The organism is Glaciecola sp. KUL10 (assembly GCF_003203515.1).
Lineage (GTDB): Bacteria > Pseudomonadota > Gammaproteobacteria > Enterobacterales > Alteromonadaceae > Glaciecola.
Map to the genome: position 1 here is coordinate 355,536 of NZ_BGNG01000002.1, position 23,155 is coordinate 378,690.

The window sequence follows — 23,155 nt, forward strand, 5'->3', positions numbered from 1 at the left end:
TGTTAGAATTTGAACTGATGTAATTTCAAGCGTATATCATCAGCGCGCTGTTCAAGTTCTTCATTTTGCTGCTTACCTTTTGAAGCATAAGATGAAACTTTATCGACAGCGAGATTTAGGTTATTGATATTATTTGTGATTTCCGTCGACACCAGCGTTTGCTGCTCGATAGCCTCTGCAATCGCAACAGATGCGTTACTGATGTCTTGTGTCTCTCTTACTATTTCTTGTAACTGAGTTTGTGAAATGTTGGCACGTTGCATGTTGTGTTCACAAGTGTCAGTACCTTCACGCATTGTCTTGACGGCCACCTCAGCACTGACTGTCAGGCTATGCATGAGCTTATTTATTTCTTCTGTTGACTCTTGCGTTCGATTGGCTAGGTTGCGTACCTCATTGGCTACAACGGCAAACCCTCGTCCTTGTTCGCCTGCTCTTGCTGCTTCAATAGCGGCATTGAGTGCTAGTAAATTAGTTTGTTCTGAGATTTCTTTGATAACCGCTAATATTCCACTGATACTTTGAGTTGATGATTCCAACTGATTCATGTCATGCGCGGTGTTTCTCATTTTATCGGTTAGTTCTTGAAGGCTGTCGACGGTATCGTCTAATTCGTGGGCACAAATTTTAACCTTTTGATAGGCACTATCCACGGATTTTGCGGTTTGTTCTGATTTTTGCGCGACCTGTTGAGCGGTTTGAGAGAGTTGCAAGATGGCGGTGGTCGCTTGACTCAATTCATTTTTTTGAGAATTGACACTTTTGTTTGTTTTTTCGGATAGCTGGCTACTTTTTTCTGCAGATTCAGTCATTTTGTTTACTGAATCCGAGGTGTCTTTAATTGTTTGATGAGTTTTGTGTAAGAACGAATTTAGGCCATCCGCCATCACACCAATTTCTGCGCCATACTCAAGGTCAATACGCTGGGTAAGATCCCCATCAGATTTAGATAACTCTGACACCAAGTATGCTGCTTTTTTGATCGGCCTGGATAGCTTTCCAGCCACGAAATAAACAACTAAAAATCCTGCTAGTCCAACGAGAATACCAGCAAAAAGTTGGCCGAGTACATTTGTGGTAAAGCTTTCATTAATCAATAAGTTGAGGTTCGATGCATCTTGCATGGCCACACTAGTGGGAAGGAGTAGTTTTACCGACCACTTTGTATCAGTGTTAGCAAAGTTGAGAGGGAGTAATACTTCGATATTATCACTGGCCATTTTGATGCGTGAAATTCCAGATTGCACGTTGCTTTTAATTGATGCCCACTCGTTTTTATCCATGAATAAGCCCGCCTGCTCAGGATGGGATGTGTCGGCAACAATGGCGCCGTTAAAGCTGATTATTTTAAGTGTTCCAACTCCTTCAAAGATCGCATCATTAACGGTCGATGCGAGTTGTTGGATGAATGCTACTGACACATCAACACCGCTAACACCTATTACTTGCTCATTGACTATCAGGGGAGTGGTGATTGAAGTCATTAATGTAGGAACACCTTGAACCTCCCATACTGACGGGTCAGATACGCATGATTTACGGCTTTCAAAAGGACACAAATACCATTCACCAGGACGCAAACCGTGTTCGTTTGGCTTTCTGTTGTTGTAAACAAGGGGCATATTACTGGGTCTAACATTTAGTTCGCCAGAACTCGCACGCGTCCAATAAGGGGCATATTGGCCAGATGAATCAGAATGGCGACCATCGTTGATATACTTAGCGTCGTTGTTGTCCACAGCGTTTGGTTCCCACGCTATATAAGTGCCCGAGATTTGTTGGTTGTCACTCAAAATGTGTTTTAAATACTGACTAAACGTATCTCTATCAATAGTCTCTACAAGGTCATTCTGAATAATAAACGATTGAGTTGATGCAATATTTTTTGCGATGATAATATTGTTAGAAATATCTTGATTGATGCGCTCGACTTTACTTGAGACCTGCTTCAATGCTTCTGCAACCATATGCTCATTGTGATTTATGATGCTTTTTGATGTGGTATCGTAAAGAACCGTGCTTGCAACTACGCCGTAGATTCCCATTGCTAGAATTGCACCTAAAAGAGAAATGCCGGTAGCAACCGTTATTTGTGTGCTGATTGATTTAAATTGGAACACGTATGCAACCTTTGGTGGTTTAGTGTAAGTTAATGCATCGGTTTGATATTTAGTGCTATCGACCTTTAGTACTAGGTCTTTAGTTTGTTTTTTAATGCTAGCCAAAAGGAATTTAGATGAACTTACAGCGTTTTTTTCTGCTGATCTTAAGTACATGGTTTTCATCTTCAGTCATTGCCCATGAGTTCCATCATCATAAAGAAGAAAAGCCTCTAGCAACTTATCTAGCAAATGAAGGTATTATGATAAGTAGTGGCAATGTTAAGGTCCTCTTCGATCCTTTTTTTCACAATGACTATGGTCAATATCAGTTGGTGCCCACTTCCATTATTGAGTCGATTAAAAAAGGATGGCCACCTTATGATGGTGTGTCTATTGTATTTGTCAGTCACGCTCATGAGGACCATTTTGCTGCGCAAGACATGCTCAATTATTTATTGACCTTTAATAACATTAAATTAGTCGCGCCCACTCAAGCTATTGAGCAATTAAAAGATCTAGAAGGTTTTGAGCAAATACAAACACAACTGTTGGCAATTGATTTAGCTTATCAAGAACAGCCAGAAAGTCGCCAGATAGGGCCTGTAAAATTTGACGCAGTACGTATTCCCCATGCAGGGTGGCCTAGTCGCAGTGAAGTAAGTAATTTAGTCTATCGAGTATCACTTCCGCACAATCGCGGATATGCCAGTGTGATACACATGGGAGACGCCGATCCAAATGACCGTCATTTTTTACCGCTATCCTCGTTTTTTAAAGCAGTTAAAACAGACATCGCTTTTCCGCCATATTGGTTTTTTCTGTCTAGAAGTGGCAAAAATATACTCGAGTACCGAATCAACGCGCACGAAAGTGTAGGCGTGCATGTACCGAAGACGATTCCATTAGACTTAATCTTAAGCGGCGCAGACTATTTTTTTAAACCCGGTCAAACAAGAGCAATTTCTCAGCCTTAAAACGGCTTTACAATCGCCAAGACCACGATGGCAAGCAATGCAAGTACAGGGGCCTCATTCAAAAAACGGTAGAATTTAGAGGAGTGTTTGTTTTCTCCCGCCGCAAATCTTTTCAATAACACATAAAGATAAATGTGATATGCGTAAAATAGACTGACCAAGAGCAATTTAACGTGCATCCAGCCGGAAGCTTTGAACCATTCACCGCCATAAAGATAGATAGTCCAAACACCAAATACTAAGGTTAATACTGCAAAAGGAGTGATAAAAAACCATAGTCTTCTTTCCATTACCACAAATTGTGCATGCATTTCTTTATTTGTTGCCTGTGCGTGATATACAAACAAGCGTGGTAGATAAAAAATCCCCGCCATCCATGCAATCATAAAGAAAACGTGCAATGCTTTAATCCACAAAATACTCAAAACTAAGCCCTTTCTATCTCACTAATTAATGTTGTTCTCTAAACAGGTAACTATGCAGCATATTCCAAGTAATTATGCCTATGGGTTTATGCTCATCAGATTCAAAAATATAAACTGCCCCTTGGCGCTGTTTATGCAATATTTCATGTACTTCCGCCATGGTTGCTTGGTGAGATACCCCTAGCATCACATGACTGAGTGTCGGATGCACATTTTCCTGTAGGCTAACATTAAGCTCAACTTGTTCAAACCTCGCATCGATATTTGCTTCTATTTTATTCATTAAAAATGTTTCTGGAGACGCTTGAAGCCGAGCATAGAGTAGGGTCTCGCTAGCATCTTTTACAATATCGAAATCCCTCTTCATAACCGCTAAAACCCCAGTTTTCTGAAGGACATCTCGTATTGATGAACTGGTGTATTTGAGTTCTTGAAACTCTAGTTGTTGAATGAATATAGATTGGTTTTTACATAGTTGCTTACCTGTAACGTAAGCGCTTACTATAACGATAATACATGGCATTACTGCTTCGGGGCTTGAGGACAGCTCCATCGCTGCGGATAGCGCAGCCATCGGGGCGTGAAGCACAGAGGCTAGCATGCCAGCAAGTCCCAATAGCGCAAAGGTAGCGGTTAAATCTGAGGTTTTATCTAAGCCGTTCAGCGGTTGTAAAAGTATGACGCCCGCGAGCATGCCAATTGTCATTACTGCACCAATAATGCCACCGGGAATTCCCAAGCCGAGGGCAATCGTTGCGAGCATAAATTTTAAAAGAAACAACATACATAGATATGCAATACTGGGGTGCTCGTTAAACATATTTTGTACATTGATAAATTCGGCGCCAAGTGCATCAGGAATAAAATAACCGACGCTAGCGGTAATCAGCGCGGCCAATGAAAATCGATACAGCATATTGACTTTGCGAAAGCGCCGTAATATCCACATTAACTGTACATTAAATGCAGATCCTATTAAGCCCATACAAAATCCAAACACGAGTAAATACAAAAGTAAGCTAGGTTCCAGAGTTTGAAAATTAAGAAAACTAAGTTCACTTTCGTTACCGAAAACAGCCCTACTTAGCATAGTGCCGCATGCTGCGGCCAACATCACTGGTACAAATAAGTAAACCTTGTATTCGCGCAGCACGACTTCCATTACAAAGATAACGGCAGCAAAAGGTGTATTGAATGCAGCTGCGATACCCGCGGCAATGCCACAACCGGTTAATATTCTTAAACTGTTGAAAGGTAACCTCAACCAGCTTCCTATAAAATGACTACCAGCAGCAGCTATATGAACGCTTGGACCCTCTCGGCCGACAACAAAGCCACTGGATAATGCTAATACGCCGCCAATAAATTGATTTATCGTGGTTTTAAAGGGGATGTGGCCATAAAATCGTTTGAAGCGGTGAATCACAAAGGGGATACCCATTCGATATTGTTTATAGCGAGTTAGTGTCGCTAACAGTAGCATCCCAATGACTGCAAAAATGGGTAATAGAAAGAGCGTGATAGGGTTGGCTTTGTTGTAACTGGCTATGCCGCCGTAAGCATAAATTTGAATGTATTCAATAGCCAATCGAAAAAGAATGATGAGTGACGCTGCACACACCCCTCCGGCTATACCAAGGATACACAATTGTACCGAGGTGCGAGGGTAGGCTAATTCTTGGCGTAGTGATTGAAGTATCATTGTTTAATCGAGATTAAATGATGTTCTTTTTGTAAAGACTATCATATTCAAGCAGTTATATTTGTTAATATCGTATAAAATGCAAATTTGTGCAATCTAAACAATCGTTTTTACTTGGGATAACCCTTTGAATTTACCTGAAATTAAACAGCAACTTGGCTTTGTGCGCTATTACCTGGTCGTTATTTTAGTCATCGCTGGCGTTTTTTACGCAGGCCACGAGTTTGCCAACAAACGCAATCATTTACTTGTTGCTAAAGCCGATCTTTTACAGCAATCGGTTGATAATTTAATTGAAGAAAATCAACAAATAAACTCACGATTAAATGTGAAAAAAGTAGAATTAGAAGTCGCGAGTATAGCTAACGAAAAGGCTCAGGAAAGCATTAAAGGGTTCATGCAAATTGAAAATGAGTTACGTCAACAAATTAGTTTTTATCAAAAGGTAATGGCACCTGAGATGACTCAAGATGGCTTTGTCATTGAAAATGCAGAGATCTCTACAAATGCATCCACTAACAATTACACTATCAAATTGATGATGCTCCAGCATGAAAATATAAAAGCGGTCATCAAGGGCACACTGAACATAAGACTCTTTGGTAGTTTAAACGGCAATCCAGTGAGCTATAACATCACAGACTTATTGGAAGACAAAGAACAGTCCTTAGCTTTTTCTTTCAAGTATTTTGAAGTCATGGATATACGGGTCACCCTTCCTGAAAATTTTGAGCCAGAGCGTTTAGCGATCAGCACCGATGTGTACAAATATCGAAGAAAACGAGGTTCATATAACACTGAAATAAGCTGGGAAACTGCTTTTGCGGAATAAAGCATAATACTTGATTAAATTACTCAGGTATTAGATAATCCGCGCAGTATTTTATATAGAGGTATTTATGTCAGTTGAAACGGCAATGCCAATTGAGTTTTCAGACGCGGCTGCAAAAAAAGTACGCGGATTGATTGAGGAAGAAGAAAATCCGAATCTTAAACTGCGTGTTTACGTGACAGGTGGTGGATGCTCGGGCTTCCAATATGGGTTTACCTTCGACGAAAAAGTAAATGACGGTGATATGACGATCGAGAAGGAAAGTGTAACACTGGTCGTTGACCCAATGAGCTTGCAATATCTGGTAGGTGGAATCGTCGATTACACCGAGGGTTTAGAGGGATCTCGTTTTCTAGTCAATAACCCTAATGCACAAACAACCTGTGGTTGTGGTGCAAGTTTCAGCATCTAAGTTGGTTCTAATGGCGTTGTATTAACGACGCCAATGCTCTAATGCTTTTTATTTAATACAACAAGCTATCATCTGGAAAGTGTATTTCTAGCCGAAGTGCTACACCGTATGATGTTCTAAAATCTTCTTCTCTCAACCACAGCATAAATGGCTCCAACTCGACAAATAACCATGGTCTGAGTATATTTCGTTTATACCGAATACTGAGCAATCTTTGCTCGCTTCTGTAAGAAGGTTTGCTTAATCCATCTATCATTGCGGTAAACAAGAGGCTTTGCTCGGCGCCTAACATGTGTAAGTATTTGAGTTCGTGTCGCCAAAACCAATCTTTTCTGTTATCCCGATATCGAAAGCTATTACTAAACTCTAATGCTTGTGAGTCCGTAAACGTATGCGTATAGCGAGCGTTGAGTTCAGCCCCAAATTTGTCTCCAGAGTAATAGTGAAGCTCACTAAAATAAGCAAGTTTGCCATCGTTGCCATAGTTTTGCCCCTTGGAATACCTTGCTCGAGTGTAAAGTTGTCCTCCTCGGCCAAAACCAACTCTATAGCTCATTGGCGATTTGACATCCTCTCTAAATTGAATGGCAACAGTCGTCTCTTCTTGATTACCTAATTCTTTGTTTCGTGCAGCCTTGACGGATTGTTGGTTAATATCATCTTCTTCATCAGTAAAAAGTAGTTCCACCCGATCTTTTAGTGCAGGTAGTTTTACGCGGATCTTAAAGCGAGTGTCAAATTGATTCAAATCGCCACTTCTAGGTTCCCAGCCAAGTCTTATTTTACCACTAGCGACTGCGGCAGAAGGGGCAGGTTGCTTTGTCTTAACATAGAACCATCGATTTAGGTCGTTGACTGTCTCGTCAAGTTGTTTATTAAAGTTGCAATACCAATCGTCGTACCATAAGGGATAGTCACAATAATAAATGCTTTGATAATGCTCTACTTTTGTAGATTCGGCTTCTAAATCATTGGCTTGTAATTTGTTACTGGCGAGCGTACATGCGCATGAAATACTGCCGATAATAAACAGCTTAAAACCCTTTGAATGATCGCGAAACACCCTATTAATCATGATATTGATTAAAACCAGTGATATTTAAGTAAAGCCACGTATAATGAGAATACAAATTGAATTGTTCCCGATTTAGCAAGTGGATGAATACGTTACCAAAATATAGTCGGGATTTATATTGGAGTTTCACATGGGCGGTATAAGTATTTGGCAAATTTTGATCATTTTGGTCATTGTCATATTGTTATTTGGCACAAAAAAACTACGCAACGTAGGCACAGACTTGGGCGGTGCACTGAAGGGCTTTAAAAAAGCCATGAGTGAAGAAGACTCAAAAAATGAGAAAGATGCAGACTTTGAAGCAGTAGAAGAAAAAGTAGTTGAGCCTCCGTTAAAACAAAAAGACACTGCACAGCAAACTAGCACTAAAGACTAATCTGATGTTTGATATTGGCTTCTGGGAACTACTGTTGATCGGTATCGTGGCGCTTTTGGTGTTGGGGCCAGAACGCTTGCCTGGTGCTATTCGCTCGACGGTAAACACGATAAGGAGTGTTAAGGGTGTAGCGAGTGGCTTTAAGCAGGAGGTCGAACAGCAACTTAAAGTGCATGAGTTGCACGAGAACCTAAAAAAAGCTGAGCAAGCTGGTATTGAAAACGTCAGCCCCGATGTGGCCAAGAGTGTAGAAGAGTTAAAGCAGGCTGCAGCGTCAGTACAAGAGCCGTATAAGAAGAAAGAAAATGAGTGAAACAAGCACTTTTGTTGCTCACTTAATTGAGCTGCGCAGTCGTATACTAAGAGCGCTTTTGGCTGTCTTCATTGTGTTTTTGTCGTTGGCTTACTTTGCCCAAGATATTTATCATTTTGTCGCTCAACCGCTTCTCGCCAGCATGCCTGAAAATACATCAATGATAGCTACCGATGTTGCCTCTCCTTTTTTTGCACCATTTAAACTGACGCTAGTCGTATCATTTTTTATCGCTATTCCCGCTGTCCTTTACCAAGTGTGGGCATTTGTTGCTCCGGGTTTATATCGAAACGAGAAAAAGCTAATTGCCCCTTTGTTATTTTCTAGCACTTTGTTGTTTTATGCCGGTATGGCGTTTGCCTACTTTGTGGTGTTTCCGATTGCTTTTGCATTCTTCAATAGCGTCGCGCCCGAAGGCGTTACGGTAAGCACAGACATTAGCAGCTATCTTAATTTTGTTCTTAAACTCTTCTTTGCATTTGGTTTGGCATTTGAAATTCCGGTTGCAATTATCCTTATGTGTTGGACGGGGGTGACAACGGCTGAAAACTTGCGCAAGAAACGTCCGTATGTGTTTGTTGGCGCTTTTGTTGTTGGTATGCTCCTTACACCACCTGATGTTATCTCACAAACGCTATTAGCAGTCCCCATGTGGTTGCTATTTGAGGTGGGAATTGTAATCGGTGCAATCTATAGCAAACGGAAGTCACAAAACGAAACTGCCGAGTCCGAAAGAGAAGACCCTGATAATGGCATGGTTTGATTCAGGTGTTAATTTATTAGATGAACGCTTTAATATCGAAGAAGTATTAGTCAATGCCAAGCGGGCAAATGTGGAAGACATCCTGATTATTAGCTCGGATGTTGAAGAATCACTCAAGGCACAAAAATGCGCTTCTCACTACAACACTCTTTCCTCTGGCGCCGATTTCAAAAATGTAAAGCTACCTGAATTACATTATACCGCGGGTATACATCCGCATTATGCAGACCAATGCACTGAGCAAGACTTGAATGCATTAATTAATATGTGTGCTGACAATGCATTTTTTGCGATAGGTGAATGTGGTCTTGATTTCAATCGCAATTTTTCTAGTCCAGACAAGCAACTATTTGTGTTTGAGCAACAGTTAAAAATAGCAGTAAAACATGGATTAGGTGTTTACTTGCATGAACGAGATGCGTTTGATCAGCAAACCGCAATATTACGAAAATACATTCATGCTCTTCCCTTCGCTATAGCTCATTGTTTCACGGGTACCCGCGAACAACTTGATAGTTATCTTAGTTTAGGGTGCTATATTGGCATTACTGGTTGGTTATGCGACGATAACAAAGCTGAAGCCTTACAATCTGCTGTAAAAGGCTTACCATTAGAACGACTTTTATTGGAAACCGACGCTCCTTATTTGTTTCCAAAAAACGTAAGACCTAGAAAACGTAACAATGAGCCTAAACACATTTGCGCGATTGCAGATAAACTAAGTGAGCTTACTGCTTTTTCGGTAAGTGAAATCGAATTAGCTGCTTTCAACAATGCAAAAAAGTTGGCAAGCAGCAAAAAATAGGTAGCAGAATAAGCTTGAGCAATAATGGCAGCAAGCACATTGGTAGGTTGATTACACTAGTCCTAGGACTGGCGGCCTTGCTGTTGTTTGTAACTTATAAGCTGACCCAATTGACAAACGAGCGTTCACTTGCTGAGTTTACCGATGTATTTGTCGACTTAACCGGCGAGCTTACTGTAGATGACATTCAATCTGTGCAAAGCAAAAGTTGGTTGAAAGTACCTAGCACAATGAGTTTTGGGATCACTGAGCATCCTCACTGGTTAAAAACTGACATTCCCAATAATCAATCCGGAAAGCCACAAATTATAGAGTTTTCTTATTCGCTGACTGACAAGGTTGATATTTGGTTTGTAACAAAGAGAAACGGTACACCCATTGTACTAGACCAACACTCGGTTGGAGACTCTTTGGCGTATTCACAGCGTCCTGTTGATCACGATAGATGGTTGTTTTCGGTTCCAGAAGCCTCCGAAGACATTACTATGATTGCGCGAATTCAATCGACGGGGCCTCTAAAAGGGGAAGTCAACATATGGAGTAAAGAATCCTATATTGCATATGTGTCTGCTCATCGTTTGTTTATGGGCATCTTTTTCGGCTATATGTTTGCGATGGCGCTCAGCAATCTATTCTTGTACGTATCGACACGTATTCCGACTTTTTTGGTTTATAGCGGTTACGTTTTGATGTTTTCCGTTGTTATCGCTAGTTTGCAAGGAATCAGTTTTAGATTTCTCTGGCCCGAAAGCACATGGTTACAAGAGCGCGCAGTTGCCTTGTTTGCGTATGTTATGCTGGGCTTAGTCGTCCTGTTTTCCCGACAAATACTAGACCTCGACCAGCAACAACCTAAGCTGTCGAAAGTGCTTAGCATTCTGCAGAAAATATACTTTGTCTTAGCGGTGATGTGTTTAGCCTTACCATATTCAGTTATGATCAAGGTCTTATTAGTAATGATGCTGCTTAGCATTCCTATATTGCTTTATGTCAGTATTATGATGGCATTTCAAGGAAGTCAGATCGCTCGATTCTTCGCTGCTGCATGGGGAGTACTCCTATTAAGTGGAATTATGACCAGTGCTGATAGTTTTCAGTGGCTCAATTTTCCAATTGACGCGAGTTATGTGCTCATGGTCGGTGCAACAATCGAAACCTTATTACTGGCATTAGCCTTGGCAATGAGCTTCGACAACCAGCGGGAAAAAGCCAACCAGGCCCAACGACAAGTACTTGAAAGTGAAAAAGAGGCGGCGAAAGCTAAAGATGAGTTGCTCAAAATGCAACAAGAAGCAAAAGAGCAACTTGAGTATGCTGTTGATGAACGTACCTTAGAGCTCGAAATTGCTTTACGAGAACTGTCTGAGGTTAATAATGAGCTAGAAGCGCTAAGCGCGATAGATGCATTGACGGGCTTGATGAATCGCCGTGCATTTGAAAAACGTATCTTAGCAGAGTCACGACGAAGTAGAAGGGAGAGAACGCCTTTGGCCGTGGCCATGCTTGATATTGATCACTTTAAAAAAGTCAACGATACCTATGGGCATCAAGCCGGCGACGAATGTTTACGCATATTTGCTAAATTGATGCGGGAAATTATAAAACGGCCCAGTGATGTGCTCTGCCGATACGGCGGTGAAGAGTTTGTGGTGATATTACCTAATACCACACTCGATGCAGCTAAGACCCTTATGGAACAACTCAGAATTAAGGTAAGTGAGACAACTATAGAGTTTGAGTCTCAGGAAATTTTAATCACAACAAGTGCAGGTGTAACAGCAAGAGTAGTAAGTACTGATACAGATCATGAGTTGATGGTTTCATATGCTGATAAGCAACTATATAATGCCAAGGACGGTGGACGTAACAGAGTCGTTGCAGCCAACTTTTAGTCTTTCTCATTCCGCATCAGCATAATTTACACAAGGATAAGCATGTCTAGTTTCCCCTACGTTCGTCCCAGACGTCTTCGTCGAAATCAAACTTTGCGAGATTTAGTCAGTGAAAGTAGTTTAAAAACCGCAGACCTTATCTATCCGATGTTTGTGCTTGAAGGCACAAATCAAGAAGAGCAAGTCGAATCGATGCCCGGCGTAACTCGCATGAGTATCGACTTGCTGTTAGAAGAAATAGAAAGCCTAAACCAAGTTGGCGTGCGTTCTATTGCTCTGTTTCCTGTGACACCCCAAGATAAAAAAACGTTGTGTGCGAGTGAAGCTTTTAATCCTGAAGGGTTGGCTCAGAGAGCGACTAAAGCCATTAAAGCCCGTTTTTCGGATGTGTTGGTGATTACTGATGTCGCACTTGACCCATTTACTATTCACGGTCAAGACGGGCTCATCAATGAATATGGCTATGTTTTAAACGACGAGACCACCGAAGTACTCATCAAACAAGCTTTATCCCATGCCCAAGCCGGTGCAGATATTGTGGCACCATCGGATATGATGGATGGTCGTATCGGTGCGATAAGAGAAGCACTAGAGGGCAATGGTTTTATTCATACATGTATCATGGCCTATTCTGCAAAATATGCTTCAAGTTACTATGGACCCTTTAGAGATGCGGTTGGGTCTGCGGCTAACATCAAGGGTGGTGATAAAAAGCAATATCAGATGGATCCTGCAAACAGTGATGAAGCTCTATACGAAATTGAATTAGATCTGGAAGAGGGCGCAGACATGGTGATGGTTAAGCCGGGTATGCCGTATTTAGACATTGTTAGGCGTTGTAAATCAGAGCTCAAAGTACCCACATTTGCTTATCAAGTGAGTGGCGAATATGCAATGCACCAAGCTGCCTTCGCAAATGGATGGCTTAACAAAGAGCAAGTTATCTTAGAATCATTACTTGCGTTTAAGCGTGCAGGTGCAGACGGTATATTGACTTACTTTGCGAAAGAAGCCGCTATTCTGTTGAACAAAAGCTAGTCTGCTAACCTAGGGAGTGATTCACCTATATACTCACCTGTATATTATCTATCAACCGAGTCTTACCTAAAAAGCCCGCGGCCAAGATAACTAATACAGTATCTTCGTGGCTCGGTTGTAATAATGATACTGAGGAGCGGATATCTATATAATCAGGTTTGATACCACTTTTTGCTAACTCAGTTTTATAGGCGGCACATAGTACACTAAAGTCTCGTCTGCCTGATTGGATATCAGATTTCATCGCTTGAATTGTCTTATATAAGGCTGGCGCGATTGCCCGTTGCTCAGTGTTTAGGTAATTGTTTCGCGAACTCATTGCCAGCCCATCACTTTCGCGTTCGGTGGGTACACCATGAATACTTAAATTCATCGATAAATCGGTAACCATGGCTTTAATAACTTGTAATTGTTGGAAGTCTTTTTCACCAAAAAATGCGTTGTTGGGCTGTACCATATTGAACAGCTTACATACGATCGTCGCTACACCTCTAAAATGTCCTGGCCGACTTGCTCCACAAATCATATATGACAATCCAGGAACCTCAACAAAGGTTTGTTGCTCCAAGCCACGGCTATAAATATCTTCAGCTTTAGGCATAAATAACAAGTTAACACCCAGCTCATTAAGTGCATTCTTATCGTCTTCGATGGTACGTGGGTAGGCATCTAAGTCTTCTTCTGCGCCAAACTGCAATGGGTTAACGAAGATTGAAACCACCACGATATCCGCATGCTTCTTGGCTTCTTTGACCAATTTTAAATGGCCTTGGTGAAGGTTGCCCATCGTTGGGACGAATGCGATACTTTTGTTTTCAACTTTCCATTGCCTGCGTATTTCGCGCAACTGGGTGATATCACTAACGGTTTGCATAGCCACAGTTCTCTTATTTTCTAGTCAGATGTTAACGCTACGTTAACTATATTCGGATCAATACTTCACACAAATATTTGATTACTTGAACGAATGAGCTTCACTCGGAAATAGACCAGATTGCACCTCGTCAATATACAACGAAACTGCTTTACGTATATCGCCCGTTTGCTCAAGGTAGTTTTTCGAAAACTTAGGCATGTAGTTAGCACTGATCCCAAGCATATCGTGCATGACTAGAATTTGACCGTCTGTCCCCGCTCCAGCACCGATGCCTATAACTGGAATGGTCAGACTTTGTGAAATAGTTTCCGCAATTTCAACAGGTACACATTCTAGCACCAATAGTTGAATACCCGCTTGTTCGAGTGCTTTTGCGTCGTTAAGTAGTCTTGTAGCTTGCTCCTCAGAACGGCCCTGAACTTTGAATCCACCGAAGACATGAACAGACTGCGGTGTTAGGCCAAGATGACCACATACGGGCACTCCGCGCTCAACCAAGCCTTGGATGGTATCGAGCAGCCACTTTCCACCTTCCATCTTTACCATAGTGGCACCCGCAGCCATCAATTGAGCGGCGTTTTCATAGGTTTGAAGAGGGCTAGCATAAGACATAAATGGCATATCGGCGATTATCATACAGCGTGATGCACCCTTGCTAACACTGCGCGTGTGATAAGCAATTTCGTCAACAGTGACGGTCGTGGTATCGTCATCTCCTTTGAGAACCATACCTAAGCTGTCACCAATTAAAATTACATCCACACCTTGTTCATCGAATAACTTTGCAAAACTGGCGTCATAAGCTGTAATCGCAACAATTTTTTCAGACTCTGCTTTCATTTTTAGTAAGGTTGAAGTCGATACTTTTTTCACTTTGTCTTCCTCAATTATTAATTTCGCGATAGTTGCGATGTGTAGATAGACGACGCAGTCCTACCAGGCTGCACTCTGCAACCCAGGCAGACAATGGTCGATCGTCGGGCATGATTAAGTCTGGTTCAATTTCAAAAAGCGGCACCAATACAAATTCGCGGGTTGCCATACCATAATGAGGTATAACGAGGCGTTCAGTATCAATATGTTGCTTGTCGTACAACAATATATCTAAATCAAGTGTGCGAGGGCCCCACCTTTCTGCTTTTCTTTCTCGCCCATGTTCCAACTCAATCGCTTGTGTGACATCGAGCAATTCAATGGGGGGGAGGTTGGTAGAAATTTTACATACTGAATTGGTATAGTCCGGCTGATTTTTAGGTCCCATTGGCGCACTGCTATATAAATGCGCGCTAGCAAGAAGCTTTATGCTGTCATGATCGTCCAAGCTTTGAAGTGCTCTTTGAATTTGGCTGCTTGGGTCTTTGATATTACTGCCTAAGCCAATATATACAGTACTAAAAGGCATTAATTAGCTTTCTTTTTCTTGGGCCTGCGCTTTTTTGCGCCGATAGGCCTACCATTGCTACCGCCCCTTAGTGCAGCGATCATGACTTTTTGCTGCTCGGGTTGCACTTGTTGGAATTCGTGCCACCACTGGCTTAATTCTAACAGGTCGCCACCTTCGATCTGTCCCCTGATTTCCAGAAAATCAAATGCAGCCCTGAAGCGGCTATGCCCTAAAAGTACATAAGGGCGACGGCCAAAGCGTCTAGTTAAACGCTTTTGCAAATGCCAAATCTCTTTGATGGGAATACTGAAGCGTTTGGGTATCATGATACGCTGAACTTGGCGATGCATTACTTCGCCAACTGCAATCGTGAATGCATCGTATTCACTGATGCCAGACTCATACATTATTTGTTGAGTGCGCTCTTCAACGGGGTACCACAAAAACGCTGCAAAAATAAATGCAGGAGTGACTCTTAGATCGTTATTGATTCGATTGTCAGTATTTACTAAGACTTTTTCGATTAACTTTCTCTCACGACAACTATCATCTACTAATAAGTGACTCAGTTGAGGGAATAGCAGATTAAACAAACCCAGTTCGTGAAGTAGTTTGAATGCATGCAAACCAAAACCTGATAAAAGTAACTTTAGGGCTTCTTCAAACAAGCGAGCAGGTGGAATATTTGCAAGCAGGTGTGCACATTCCTTAATGTCTTTCTGCATCTCTTCGGGGATTTGCATATCAAGTTTTGCGCTAAAACGAACAGCACGAAGCATGCGCACGGGGTCTTCTCTGAAGCGCGTTTGGTTATCGCCAATCATTTCAATGCGTTTTTCGGCAATCGCTTGATGTCCATTCGCAAAATCGATAATGGATTGGTCTTTAGCACTGAAATACATGGCATTAAAGGTGAAATCGCGTCTTTCTGCGTCTTCGTCGATACTGCCAAACACATTATCGCGAACCAGTTGGCCATGGGTATCTGTTTTTGATTTGATACCATCAAAGCGTTCACGGCGGTCTACTTTCTTATCTCTTTGACTAATAGCAGCAGCTTTTTCGACGGGTTTGCTTGATTTGTCATCATTGTCTTTACCGGTTTCACCTTCATGATGACCACGAAAAGTCGCTACTTCAATAATATCTCTGCCAAATACTATATGGGCTAAGCGAAACCTTCGACCAATTAATCTGCAATTCTTAAAGCAAGCTTTTATTTGTTCAGGTGTCGCATTAGTTGCGATATCAAAGTCTTTTGGTGTTTTGCCCATCAGGCGGTCTCTTATACACCCTCCCACAAGATAAGCATCGTAGCCTTTTGAGTTTAGGCGTCGCAAAACTGACAGCGCATTATCGCTAATGTCATCAAATGTCATTGGGTGTTTGCCCGCAGGGATCACTTTGGCTTGTAAACTTCGTTGTTTAGGACTTACTAACTCTGACATCCAAGATTTACCTTGATGGTTGTATTTTGTTATCGCTCAATTTGCTAATGACTCGCTGATAAAATCGGAGTATACGTCATTTGCACCAGAAATTATAAATTCTCTTTCTTTTGCTACTAAATTAATCCGCCACTGGTCAATTGCAAAGCATAAAAGTGTTTCGATCTTTTCAAACGCTTTTAGTTGTTCATGAGAAAAGCCCAAGTAAATAAGCGCGGATACAAGATTATTCAATGCTTTTTTAGGGTCAATCTCTTTTGCATGATTTTGTTTACTTAACTTAAAGCCTGGTTTAGTTGAAGCAACCGGTATGTGCGCGTACTGTAATAATGGCGCGTCGAAAATACGGTGAAGATACATTTGTAAAGTGGTGGTTTCCAGTAAGTCGGCCCCGCGAACGACATGCGAAATTCCTTGATAAATATCATCGAGTACGACGACTAGATTGTACGCGAAACAGTGATCTGTGCGTTTGAGGATAATATCCTCAATATTCATACTATTTTCAATGTAACAAGGGCCAAGAATACGGTCGACAAAGTGTTCATATGTATTTTTGTTATTCAAGCGTAGTGCTCGACCTTGGGTGAAACTTAAATTGCGGGCGCTACAATAGCCATCGTAATGTGGTGAGCGGCTTTTGATTTGTTTGCGGGAACAGTCGCATGCGTATATTAGGTTGCGTTTGCTGAGTTGCTCTAGTGCGTTTTCATAACGATCGAGCTCTAGAGATTGAGTCAAAATGACTTCGTCACTGAGCAAACCATGGCTCGCCAAACTGTCGATAATAACGGAATGCAACTCTGGGCGGCAACGTTGGGTGTCAATGTCTTCTATACGAATTAACCATTTACCATGATTGGCTTTTGCATCAAGGTAGGAAGCCACTGCGCAGACGAGTGAACCGAAATGCAACAAGCCCGATGGTGAAGGCGCAAATCGCCCCTTATATTCAGTATTTGGTGGGATAGCCATTTTAAAATGTGCTTATTGCGAATAAAAAAGCCACTGCATTCTTATCGAAAAAGTGGCTTTCTGAGAAGTTAGCATTATAAAAGGATTAACCTTGAAGCTGCTTCTCTTTTATTTCCGCCATCGTTTTACAATCGATACACATATCTGCCGTTGGTCTAGCTTCAAGGCGACGTATACCGATTTCGATGCCACAAGAATCGCAAAAACCAAAGTCGTCTTCTTCAATACGCTTTAGTGTTTTTTCAATTTTTTTGATTAGCTTACGCTCTCTATCTCGTGCTCTAAGCTCTAAACTGAATTCTTCTTCTTGAGCAGCTCTGTCAACTGGATCAGGGAAGTTAGCAGCTTCATCTTGCATGTGGTGCACTGTGCGATCTACTTCTTGGCGAAGTTGATTGCGCCAAGCTTTTAAAATAAGTCTAAAATGGTCTACTTGAGGCTCGCCCATATACTCTTCATCAGCTTTTTCCTGATAAGGTTGGACCCCTGCTAGAGCTAATAGCCCTAATTGTTTTGTTTTACTCTCTGGCATTTGCCATTCTCCTAAACATCGACTCTTGGCGCTTTGCATCCAAGCTTTCGGCAAAGTTCACACAAGCCTCATTTGTTTTAGCGCATCATCTTGTACCGCTAAAAATCGAAAGCACTTACGTTACAGCGGGGTAATATGGTGCTTTTTACGTAAAAATCAATCTTTTTTTGTGAATTATTTTTCAGTCACTGTTTTTTATTCATCTAGATAAACATGAATCTAGCGAAAGCGCACTAAAAAAAACTATACTAGATCGGGTAGTTCATAGATTTTGCTGAGTTTTTCCGCGCATGCACAGTCGTTTTAAGCGTGAATCCTAGCGGAGTCAATGGAATTTAGTTGCCAATAATAGTGGCAACGTATAATTAACGGAGATGTCATGAGTTATTTTGAAGTAACACTTGCCAACAAACCGGCTTTAGCCCCCTATTCAGACTCGGCTATTGTTTCGGTAATTGGCAATGGCGCAATGATCCATTTACAAAATGAAGACTGTCAGACTAGAGGCATTCAAAAGGCAGCTCGAAAAATCGCCTCTCTTGGAGTAGCAAATATTAAATTTGCAGGTGAATGGGACGAAAATGCGCAATGGAGCTTTGTGTCTTCTTTTTGTGGTGTTGATCACAAAGGGCAATTTAGTTGGGCAAAAAGCAGTAATGAAAGTAAGTTGAACAATCAGTTAAAAGCGTTATTGTTTGCAAAGAATATCATCAATCAAACGCCACAGGATATTAGTCCAGAGAAACTAGCACAACAATCATATGATTGGATAAAATCACTTGATAGTGAATACGTAAGCGCGCGTTTTGTTGTCGGTGAAGATTTAAAAGAAGAGGGTTGGCAAGGCATATATGAAGTAGGGAGAGGCAGCATTAGGCCTCCTGTCCTACTTGAATTAGACTATCATCCTACTGGGAAAGAAGCAGATGTAGATGTTGCTTTGGTAGGAAAGGGTATTACGTTTGATAGCGGCGGTTATAGTATCAAAAGTAGTGAAGGCATGCTCGATATGAAGTGCGATATGGGGGGCGCCGCGACGGTAACTGCCGCGCTTGGCCTAGCAATTATGCAGGGGTTAAAAAAACGGGTTAAGCTCTATCTTTGCTGTGCAGAAAACTTAATCAGTGGCCATGCCTATAAGCTTGGCGATATTATCACTTATAAAAACGGGACCACTGTCGAAATCGTAAATACAGATGCCGAAGGACGATTAGTGCTTGCTGATGGTTTAATGGCAGCGGCCGCAGACCGGCCTAAGCTTACGATTGACGCTGCGACCTTGACAGGCGCAGCAATGATGGCCGTAGGTAAGGAATATAATGCTGTATTCGGTATCGATGATTCGGCTGTCGAATTCTTATTGAATAAAGCAAAACAAACCAACGAATTACACTGGCGTCTACCATTAGAAAAATGGCACGCAAAACAATGTCCATCTCCCTTCGCTGACACGGCAAACAGTCGTCCGGCTAAAGGCGGTGGTGCTGGTGGTGCTTCAAATGCAGCTGGGTTTTTACTGCGTTTTGCAGGTAACGATGGAGCGGCTTGGGTGCATGTGGACTTGGCAGCTGCATACAATCGAAGTGGAAGTGACATTCACCCGAATGGCGCAACTGCACAAGGGGTGTTAACGATTGCTGCGTGTTTACTCGATTAGCAAACGTGCATTAGAAAAGACCATTGAGTAGCTAGGTGGTTTATATACCACCTAGTCTTTCGGCAAGTTCTTTATATCTTTCTACGTCGCCCTTATCAAACAATGGATTGCCATCTGCATCCTTATCCTTTGACATCAAAAGACTTTCTCTTTCAAGTCGCTCGACTCTTACATCCTGAATAGCTAAAAATTCTGCGACTTCACTTACTGTCATTAGGGCCATTGGTTACTCCAATATATGTGTTGAATGTGTGCGTTGCACAATAATTTTGTTTGCTTCTAGTTAGTTAACGACAATAACGACAAAAAAATTAGCGAAAAAGGCTTAGATATTAATTTTTTGTGTTCACGCATTTTGCTTGCGTCAATAGTCGTGTACCATCTCGCCCAATATTTTAGTAACCAACCCAGAATCACATGATTGAAATTCTTGCAGCGGCAACCATGCTATTTTTGATTATGGATCCGCTTGGTAACTTACCCATTTACATGTCGGTATTAAAAACAATCGAACCCAAAAGGCGTCGCATTGTTATCATTCGTGAGCTTTGTATTGCATTAATTATATTGCTAATCTTTTTGCATAGCGGACAAGTTTTACTCGACTTTTTACAAATAAAACAAGAAACGGTAAGTATCGCTGGTGGTATCATTTTATTTCTCATTGCGCTGCGAATGATTTTCCCTCCACCTGGTGGAGTGATGGGTTTACCCGCTGGCGGAGAACCGTTTATTGTTCCGTTAGCTGTACCGATGATTGCAGGCCCATCAACGATGGCTGCTTTGATTCTGCTGTCTAACCAGAAACCCAACATGATGACAGAGTGGACCATTGCACTTTGCGCAGCTTGGTTAGTGAGTGCGCTAATTTTGTCAATGTCTAATGTTGTGCATAGGATATTAGGTGAGAAGGGCTTAAATGCCGTAGAAAGACTCATGGGAATGATTCTGATAATGGTGGCCATTCAAATGCTGTTGAATGGCATTGGTATTTACATCCAGGTCATCATTGCACAAGCTTAAGACACTAGTGACTGAAAACAAACGAAAGGCAAATAAATGTCAAATGCTCAATCGCCAAAACTAAATACATTTCAACAGGTAAGAGAACTCCCCAAAAAGCGAGCATTAGCGTTTTCTGCTGCCCTGCTAGAACGTATGTGGATTAACTACCAACTTTTTTGTGAACTCAATGAATATGGCGATCCGATTCAGGCAAAAAACTTAATCAACCTACTTTGGGAATACGTCAAAGCACCCAAAGCTAAAATCAACTGCACTGTGCAAAGTGAAAAAATCGAAGAAATTACACCTGACATCACAGACTTTGATAACTATGGTGTTTTCCCTGCATTAGACTTTTGCATGGGCTTGCAAGTTGCTTTACAGATAGTCGCAGATGAAGAACCCAGTGGGGCTGTCATGATAGCCAAGCTTAGCCAAGGAGGCACCGAGGCCTATATCAATGCTACTGAAGAGGTAGAGTTAACCGGCGTTGACCTCAAACAACATGAATTAATGCAGTTTGAGATAGCTATTCAACAGTACCTTGTCGAATTGTCACAGAGCAAGCCAATAGACCTAGATTCATTCAAAGCATTTTTAACTGACGAACTAGTGTCTAATATTGGATTATCGGCAAAGGTTTAACATTTCCGCATATTGATATAATTAACTGACTTGAAACAGCTGAGAACAGCTTTGTTGTGATTTTGATTGTTTTATCAAAGACCAGTGAGAAGGAAAGTTAAAATTTGCGGCAGTGTGTTCACATTCAACATAGATTTTAGCGTCTTTTGCAAGCGTAATATGGGCATTTATCATATCGATACTTTGCTGTACCAAAGATGCGTTAAAAGGCGGATCGATAAAAACGATGTCAAAAACTGAACTTGAAAGCTCAGTGCTCAATACTGTAAATGCGTCATTGTGAAATACTTTTGCTTGTGAGTTTTCGTACTTTAACAAGCTTAAATTATCTTGAATGTTGAGTGCAGCAGCTTTGTTTTTTTCGACAAAAAAAGTTTGCTTAGCGCCTCTGGATAATGCTTCAATTCCTAAAGAGCCTGCACCTGCGAACATGTCCAAGCAAACAGCACCCTGCACGTCCATCATCAACCAATTAAACAGCGTTTCTTTTTGTCTATCTGTTGTAGGGCGCAATCCTTGTATGTCCAACACCGGTAATTTACGACCGCGATGAACCCCTGCGATCACACGTAATTGTCCTGTTGACTTGCCTTGTGGTTTTCTTGCTTTCGCCATGCCTATCCAAAATGCTAACATATCGCTATTATTAAGGATTATATCCGAGCCAAGCGCACTTCTGTTAAGGATTTTTATATTCAATGTCAAAGCTATTTAAATGGTTTCGCAATGATGCGGAAAAAGTTAATGACGAACACACGCCTACCACGCCTGAAGAACCTGTAAACAGCGAAAAGGCAGTCGTTGACAATCTCACTCAACTAGATGATGAAGAATCGCTTGCTGTAGCACCTTCTATGACAGACAGTGCAGAGCTTATAGAGTCAGTGGACACTTCAATCGAATTGGCCGATGATGTTGAGGTAACGACTGTAGAAAAAACAAAAGTTGGCTTTTTTTCGCGCTTGAAGCAAAGTTTATCGCGCACTAAAGAAAACATAGGAAGCGGTTTTGCAAATCTGTTTGTAGGAAAAAAAATAGACGATGAGCTATATGAAGACCTTGAGACACAATTGCTGGTCGCTGATGTCGGGATAAAAACTACCAGCAGTATTATTGATAGTTTGACTGAAAATGCGAAACGCAAAGAACTAAAAGATGGCGAAGCCCTTTATGAGCTGTTAAAGGCGAAAATGCGAGATATTTTGGAGCCCGTAAGTCAACCTCTTGACCTAAATATCGCCACGAGTGAAGACGAAAGCCAACACCCATTTGTTATCTTAATGGTGGGCGTTAATGGGGTAGGAAAAACTACCACCATCGGCAAGTTAGCAAAGCAGTTTCAACAAGACGGTAGAAAAGTGATGTTAGCAGCAGGGGACACCTTTAGAGCTGCCGCTGTCGAGCAATTGCAGGTTTGGGGGGAGCGCAACGATATTTCGGTTGTTGCTCAACAAACAGGATCTGACAGTGCATCGGTTATCTTTGACGCGATGGCATCTGCAAAAGCAAAAGGAGCTGATGTGCTTATTGCTGATACTGCAGGGCGTCTTCAAAATAAAGACAACTTGATTGAAGAATTGAAGAAAGTGGTGCGTGTGATGAAAAAGCAAAACCCATTAGCACCTCATGAAATCATGCTCACGCTTGATGCAAGTACGGGGCAAAACGCTGTCAGCCAGACCAAAATTTTCAATGAGGCCGTTGGCATAACAGGTATTAACTTGACAAAATTAGATGGCACTGCCAAAGGTGGCGTGATTTTTTCGCTTGCAGATGAATTTAAAATCCCAGTGCGATACATTGGTATTGGAGAAGGCATCGATGATCTAAAGCCTTTTGATTCCAATGAATTTGTAGAGGCCTTATTTAGTAGTAATGAGGCCACGCCAGACGAAGCTAACTAAACACATAATAAAGGCCGTT

At 41.6% G+C, this 23,155-nt stretch carries 25 protein-coding genes; 13 read left to right on the forward strand and 12 right to left on the reverse strand.

The features are described from left to right. Window positions 1-2 precede the first annotated feature (2 nt). Entirely contained in the window at window positions 3-2,276 is a 2,274-nt protein-coding gene (locus KUL10_RS05430) for a methyl-accepting chemotaxis protein (RefSeq protein ID WP_158525324.1), read from the reverse strand. Here KUL10_RS05430 and KUL10_RS05435 point away from each other — a divergent pair. Beyond that, a complete protein-coding gene (locus KUL10_RS05435; RefSeq protein ID WP_110427881.1) occupies window positions 2,237-3,076 on the forward strand; it encodes an MBL fold metallo-hydrolase in 840 nt (279 codons plus the stop codon). The genes KUL10_RS05430 and KUL10_RS05435 overlap by 40 nt on opposite strands. On the opposite strand, the gene KUL10_RS05440 is transcribed toward KUL10_RS05435, so the two are convergent. Together KUL10_RS05440 and KUL10_RS05445 are read right to left on the reverse strand one after the other, a co-directional pair. After that, window positions 3,073-3,501, reverse strand: a complete 429-nt coding sequence (locus KUL10_RS05440; RefSeq protein ID WP_110427882.1) for a CopD family protein — start codon at window positions 3,499-3,501, stop codon at window positions 3,073-3,075. The genes KUL10_RS05435 and KUL10_RS05440 overlap by 4 nt on opposite strands. 25 nt (window positions 3,502-3,526) lie before the next feature. Continuing rightward, window positions 3,527-5,203, reverse strand: coding sequence for a chloride channel protein (locus tag KUL10_RS05445; protein WP_110427883.1), 1,677 nt, complete (start codon window positions 5,201-5,203; stop codon window positions 3,527-3,529). A gap of 127 nt (window positions 5,204-5,330) precedes the next feature. On the opposite strand from KUL10_RS05445, the gene KUL10_RS05450 reads away from it, so the two are divergent. Together KUL10_RS05450 and erpA are read left to right on the forward strand one after the other, a co-directional pair. Further along, window positions 5,331-6,035 carry a DUF6776 family protein gene (locus KUL10_RS05450; RefSeq protein WP_110427884.1) on the forward strand — a complete coding sequence of 235 codons (705 nt, stop codon included), beginning with the start codon at window positions 5,331-5,333 and terminating at the stop codon, window positions 6,033-6,035. A 67-nt stretch (window positions 6,036-6,102) separates the two neighbouring features. Beyond that, a complete protein-coding gene (gene erpA / locus KUL10_RS05455; protein ID WP_110427885.1) occupies window positions 6,103-6,447 on the forward strand; it encodes an iron-sulfur cluster insertion protein ErpA in 345 nt (114 codons plus the stop codon). A 52-nt stretch (window positions 6,448-6,499) separates the two neighbouring features. Here erpA and KUL10_RS05460 read toward each other — a convergent pair whose 3' ends face one another. Next, window positions 6,500-7,522: a hypothetical protein gene (locus KUL10_RS05460; RefSeq protein WP_110427886.1), complete on the reverse strand. Its 1,023-nt coding sequence runs from the start codon at window positions 7,520-7,522 to the stop codon at window positions 6,500-6,502. 130 nt (window positions 7,523-7,652) lie between these two features. Here KUL10_RS05460 and tatA point away from each other — a divergent pair, with 130 nt between their 5' ends. From tatA to hemB, 6 genes are read left to right on the forward strand one after another with little or no spacing between them, the layout of a single operon-like run. Beyond that, a complete protein-coding gene (tatA, locus tag KUL10_RS05465) occupies window positions 7,653-7,898 on the forward strand; it encodes a Sec-independent protein translocase subunit TatA (protein ID WP_110427887.1) in 246 nt (81 codons plus the stop codon). A 4-nt stretch (window positions 7,899-7,902) separates the two neighbouring features. Beyond that, window positions 7,903-8,211: a Sec-independent protein translocase protein TatB gene (gene tatB / locus KUL10_RS05470; RefSeq protein ID WP_110427888.1), complete on the forward strand. Its 309-nt coding sequence runs from the start codon at window positions 7,903-7,905 to the stop codon at window positions 8,209-8,211. Further along, the gene (gene tatC / locus KUL10_RS05475) at window positions 8,204-8,974 is read left to right on the forward strand and encodes a twin-arginine translocase subunit TatC (RefSeq protein ID WP_110427889.1); all 771 of its coding nucleotides are present in this window, start codon (window positions 8,204-8,206) and stop codon (window positions 8,972-8,974) included. Before tatB ends, tatC begins: the two co-directional genes overlap by 8 nt. After that, the gene (locus tag KUL10_RS05480; RefSeq protein WP_110427890.1) at window positions 8,961-9,779 is read left to right on the forward strand and encodes a TatD family hydrolase; all 819 of its coding nucleotides are present in this window, start codon (window positions 8,961-8,963) and stop codon (window positions 9,777-9,779) included. Before tatC ends, KUL10_RS05480 begins: the two co-directional genes overlap by 14 nt. A gap of 14 nt (window positions 9,780-9,793) precedes the next feature. Beyond that, the gene (locus KUL10_RS05485) at window positions 9,794-11,671 is read left to right on the forward strand and encodes a diguanylate cyclase (protein ID WP_110427891.1); all 1,878 of its coding nucleotides are present in this window, start codon (window positions 9,794-9,796) and stop codon (window positions 11,669-11,671) included. Window positions 11,672-11,713: 42 nt separating this feature from the next. Beyond that, on the forward strand, window positions 11,714-12,709 hold the full coding sequence (gene hemB / locus KUL10_RS05490) for a porphobilinogen synthase (RefSeq protein WP_110427892.1): 996 nt from the start codon (window positions 11,714-11,716) through the stop codon (window positions 12,707-12,709). 25 nt (window positions 12,710-12,734) lie between these two features. Here hemB and panC read toward each other — a convergent pair whose 3' ends face one another. The 6 genes from panC to dksA all read right to left on the reverse strand — a co-directional run bounded on the left by panC (window position 12,735) and on the right by dksA (window position 17,925). Further along, window positions 12,735-13,583, reverse strand: coding sequence for a pantoate--beta-alanine ligase (gene panC, locus KUL10_RS05495; RefSeq protein WP_110427893.1), 849 nt, complete (start codon window positions 13,581-13,583; stop codon window positions 12,735-12,737). 81 nt (window positions 13,584-13,664) lie between these two features. After that, window positions 13,665-14,459, reverse strand: a complete 795-nt coding sequence (gene panB / locus KUL10_RS05500; protein ID WP_110427894.1) for a 3-methyl-2-oxobutanoate hydroxymethyltransferase — start codon at window positions 14,457-14,459, stop codon at window positions 13,665-13,667. A gap of 10 nt (window positions 14,460-14,469) precedes the next feature. Next, on the reverse strand, window positions 14,470-14,988 hold the full coding sequence (gene folK / locus KUL10_RS05505; protein WP_110427895.1) for a 2-amino-4-hydroxy-6-hydroxymethyldihydropteridine diphosphokinase: 519 nt from the start codon (window positions 14,986-14,988) through the stop codon (window positions 14,470-14,472). Beyond that, window positions 14,988-16,418 (reverse strand): polynucleotide adenylyltransferase PcnB, encoded by a 1,431-nt coding sequence (gene pcnB, locus KUL10_RS05510; RefSeq protein ID WP_373415172.1) that lies wholly within the window; start codon window positions 16,416-16,418, stop codon window positions 14,988-14,990. The genes folK and pcnB overlap by 1 nt, the downstream gene beginning before the upstream one ends. A gap of 36 nt (window positions 16,419-16,454) precedes the next feature. Further along, the gene (gene gluQRS / locus KUL10_RS05515; RefSeq protein ID WP_110427896.1) at window positions 16,455-17,393 is read right to left on the reverse strand and encodes a tRNA glutamyl-Q(34) synthetase GluQRS; all 939 of its coding nucleotides are present in this window, start codon (window positions 17,391-17,393) and stop codon (window positions 16,455-16,457) included. An 85-nt stretch (window positions 17,394-17,478) separates the two neighbouring features. Next, window positions 17,479-17,925 carry an RNA polymerase-binding protein DksA gene (gene dksA, locus KUL10_RS05520; RefSeq protein ID WP_110427897.1) on the reverse strand — a complete coding sequence of 149 codons (447 nt, stop codon included), beginning with the start codon at window positions 17,923-17,925 and terminating at the stop codon, window positions 17,479-17,481. Between the two features lie 379 nt (window positions 17,926-18,304). Between dksA and pepB the strand changes: the two genes are divergently transcribed. Beyond that, window positions 18,305-19,582: an aminopeptidase PepB gene (gene pepB, locus KUL10_RS05525; protein ID WP_110427898.1), complete on the forward strand. Its 1,278-nt coding sequence runs from the start codon at window positions 18,305-18,307 to the stop codon at window positions 19,580-19,582. 40 nt (window positions 19,583-19,622) lie between these two features. Here the strand turns inward: pepB and KUL10_RS05530 are convergent, their stop codons facing one another. After that, entirely contained in the window at window positions 19,623-19,805 is a 183-nt protein-coding gene (locus KUL10_RS05530; RefSeq protein WP_110427899.1) for a helix-turn-helix domain-containing protein, read from the reverse strand. A 194-nt stretch (window positions 19,806-19,999) separates the two neighbouring features. On the opposite strand from KUL10_RS05530, the gene KUL10_RS05535 reads away from it, so the two are divergent. Next, window positions 20,000-20,605, forward strand: coding sequence for a YhgN family NAAT transporter (locus KUL10_RS05535; RefSeq protein WP_110427900.1), 606 nt, complete (start codon window positions 20,000-20,002; stop codon window positions 20,603-20,605). A gap of 36 nt (window positions 20,606-20,641) precedes the next feature. After that, window positions 20,642-21,232, forward strand: coding sequence for a YjaG family protein (locus tag KUL10_RS05540; protein ID WP_110427901.1), 591 nt, complete (start codon window positions 20,642-20,644; stop codon window positions 21,230-21,232). Window positions 21,233-21,253: 21 nt separating this feature from the next. On the opposite strand, the gene rsmD is transcribed toward KUL10_RS05540, so the two are convergent. Then, window positions 21,254-21,931: a 16S rRNA (guanine(966)-N(2))-methyltransferase RsmD gene (rsmD, locus tag KUL10_RS05545; protein WP_306305325.1), complete on the reverse strand. Its 678-nt coding sequence runs from the start codon at window positions 21,929-21,931 to the stop codon at window positions 21,254-21,256. Here rsmD and ftsY point away from each other — a divergent pair. Beyond that, window positions 21,931-23,136: a signal recognition particle-docking protein FtsY gene (ftsY, locus tag KUL10_RS05550; RefSeq protein ID WP_110427902.1), complete on the forward strand. Its 1,206-nt coding sequence runs from the start codon at window positions 21,931-21,933 to the stop codon at window positions 23,134-23,136. The genes rsmD and ftsY overlap by 1 nt on opposite strands. Window positions 23,137-23,155: the final 19 nt, after the last annotated feature.

Bases quoted from the DNA above. Each gene is read 5' to 3' on its own strand.
- KUL10_RS05435 (WP_110427881.1), top strand. From the start codon at position 2,237: ATGAACTTACAGCGTTTTTTTCTGCTGATCTTAAGTACATGGTTTTCA.
- KUL10_RS05430 (WP_158525324.1), bottom strand. From the start codon at position 2,276: ATGTACTTAAGATCAGCAGAAAAAAACGCTGTAAGTTCATCTAAATTC.
- KUL10_RS05445 (WP_110427883.1), bottom strand. From the start codon at position 5,203: ATGATACTTCAATCACTACGCCAAGAATTAGCCTACCCTCGCACCTCG.
- erpA (WP_110427885.1), top strand. From the start codon at position 6,103: ATGTCAGTTGAAACGGCAATGCCAATTGAGTTTTCAGACGCGGCTGCA.
- KUL10_RS05460 (WP_110427886.1), bottom strand. From the start codon at position 7,522: ATGATTAATAGGGTGTTTCGCGATCATTCAAAGGGTTTTAAGCTGTTT.
- tatA (WP_110427887.1), top strand. From the start codon at position 7,653: ATGGGCGGTATAAGTATTTGGCAAATTTTGATCATTTTGGTCATTGTC.
- tatB (WP_110427888.1), top strand. From the start codon at position 7,903: ATGTTTGATATTGGCTTCTGGGAACTACTGTTGATCGGTATCGTGGCG.
- tatC (WP_110427889.1), top strand. From the start codon at position 8,204: ATGAGTGAAACAAGCACTTTTGTTGCTCACTTAATTGAGCTGCGCAGT.
- KUL10_RS05480 (WP_110427890.1), top strand. From the start codon at position 8,961: ATGGCATGGTTTGATTCAGGTGTTAATTTATTAGATGAACGCTTTAAT.
- hemB (WP_110427892.1), top strand. From the start codon at position 11,714: ATGTCTAGTTTCCCCTACGTTCGTCCCAGACGTCTTCGTCGAAATCAA.
- panC (WP_110427893.1), bottom strand. From the start codon at position 13,583: ATGCAAACCGTTAGTGATATCACCCAGTTGCGCGAAATACGCAGGCAA.
- folK (WP_110427895.1), bottom strand. From the start codon at position 14,988: ATGCCTTTTAGTACTGTATATATTGGCTTAGGCAGTAATATCAAAGAC.
- pcnB (WP_373415172.1), bottom strand. From the start codon at position 16,418: ATGTCAGAGTTAGTAAGTCCTAAACAACGAAGTTTACAAGCCAAAGTG.
- gluQRS (WP_110427896.1), bottom strand. From the start codon at position 17,393: ATGGCTATCCCACCAAATACTGAATATAAGGGGCGATTTGCGCCTTCA.
- dksA (WP_110427897.1), bottom strand. From the start codon at position 17,925: ATGCCAGAGAGTAAAACAAAACAATTAGGGCTATTAGCTCTAGCAGGG.
- pepB (WP_110427898.1), top strand. From the start codon at position 18,305: ATGAGTTATTTTGAAGTAACACTTGCCAACAAACCGGCTTTAGCCCCC.
- KUL10_RS05530 (WP_110427899.1), bottom strand. From the start codon at position 19,805: ATGGCCCTAATGACAGTAAGTGAAGTCGCAGAATTTTTAGCTATTCAG.
- KUL10_RS05535 (WP_110427900.1), top strand. From the start codon at position 20,000: ATGATTGAAATTCTTGCAGCGGCAACCATGCTATTTTTGATTATGGAT.
- KUL10_RS05540 (WP_110427901.1), top strand. From the start codon at position 20,642: ATGTCAAATGCTCAATCGCCAAAACTAAATACATTTCAACAGGTAAGA.
- ftsY (WP_110427902.1), top strand. From the start codon at position 21,931: ATGTCAAAGCTATTTAAATGGTTTCGCAATGATGCGGAAAAAGTTAAT.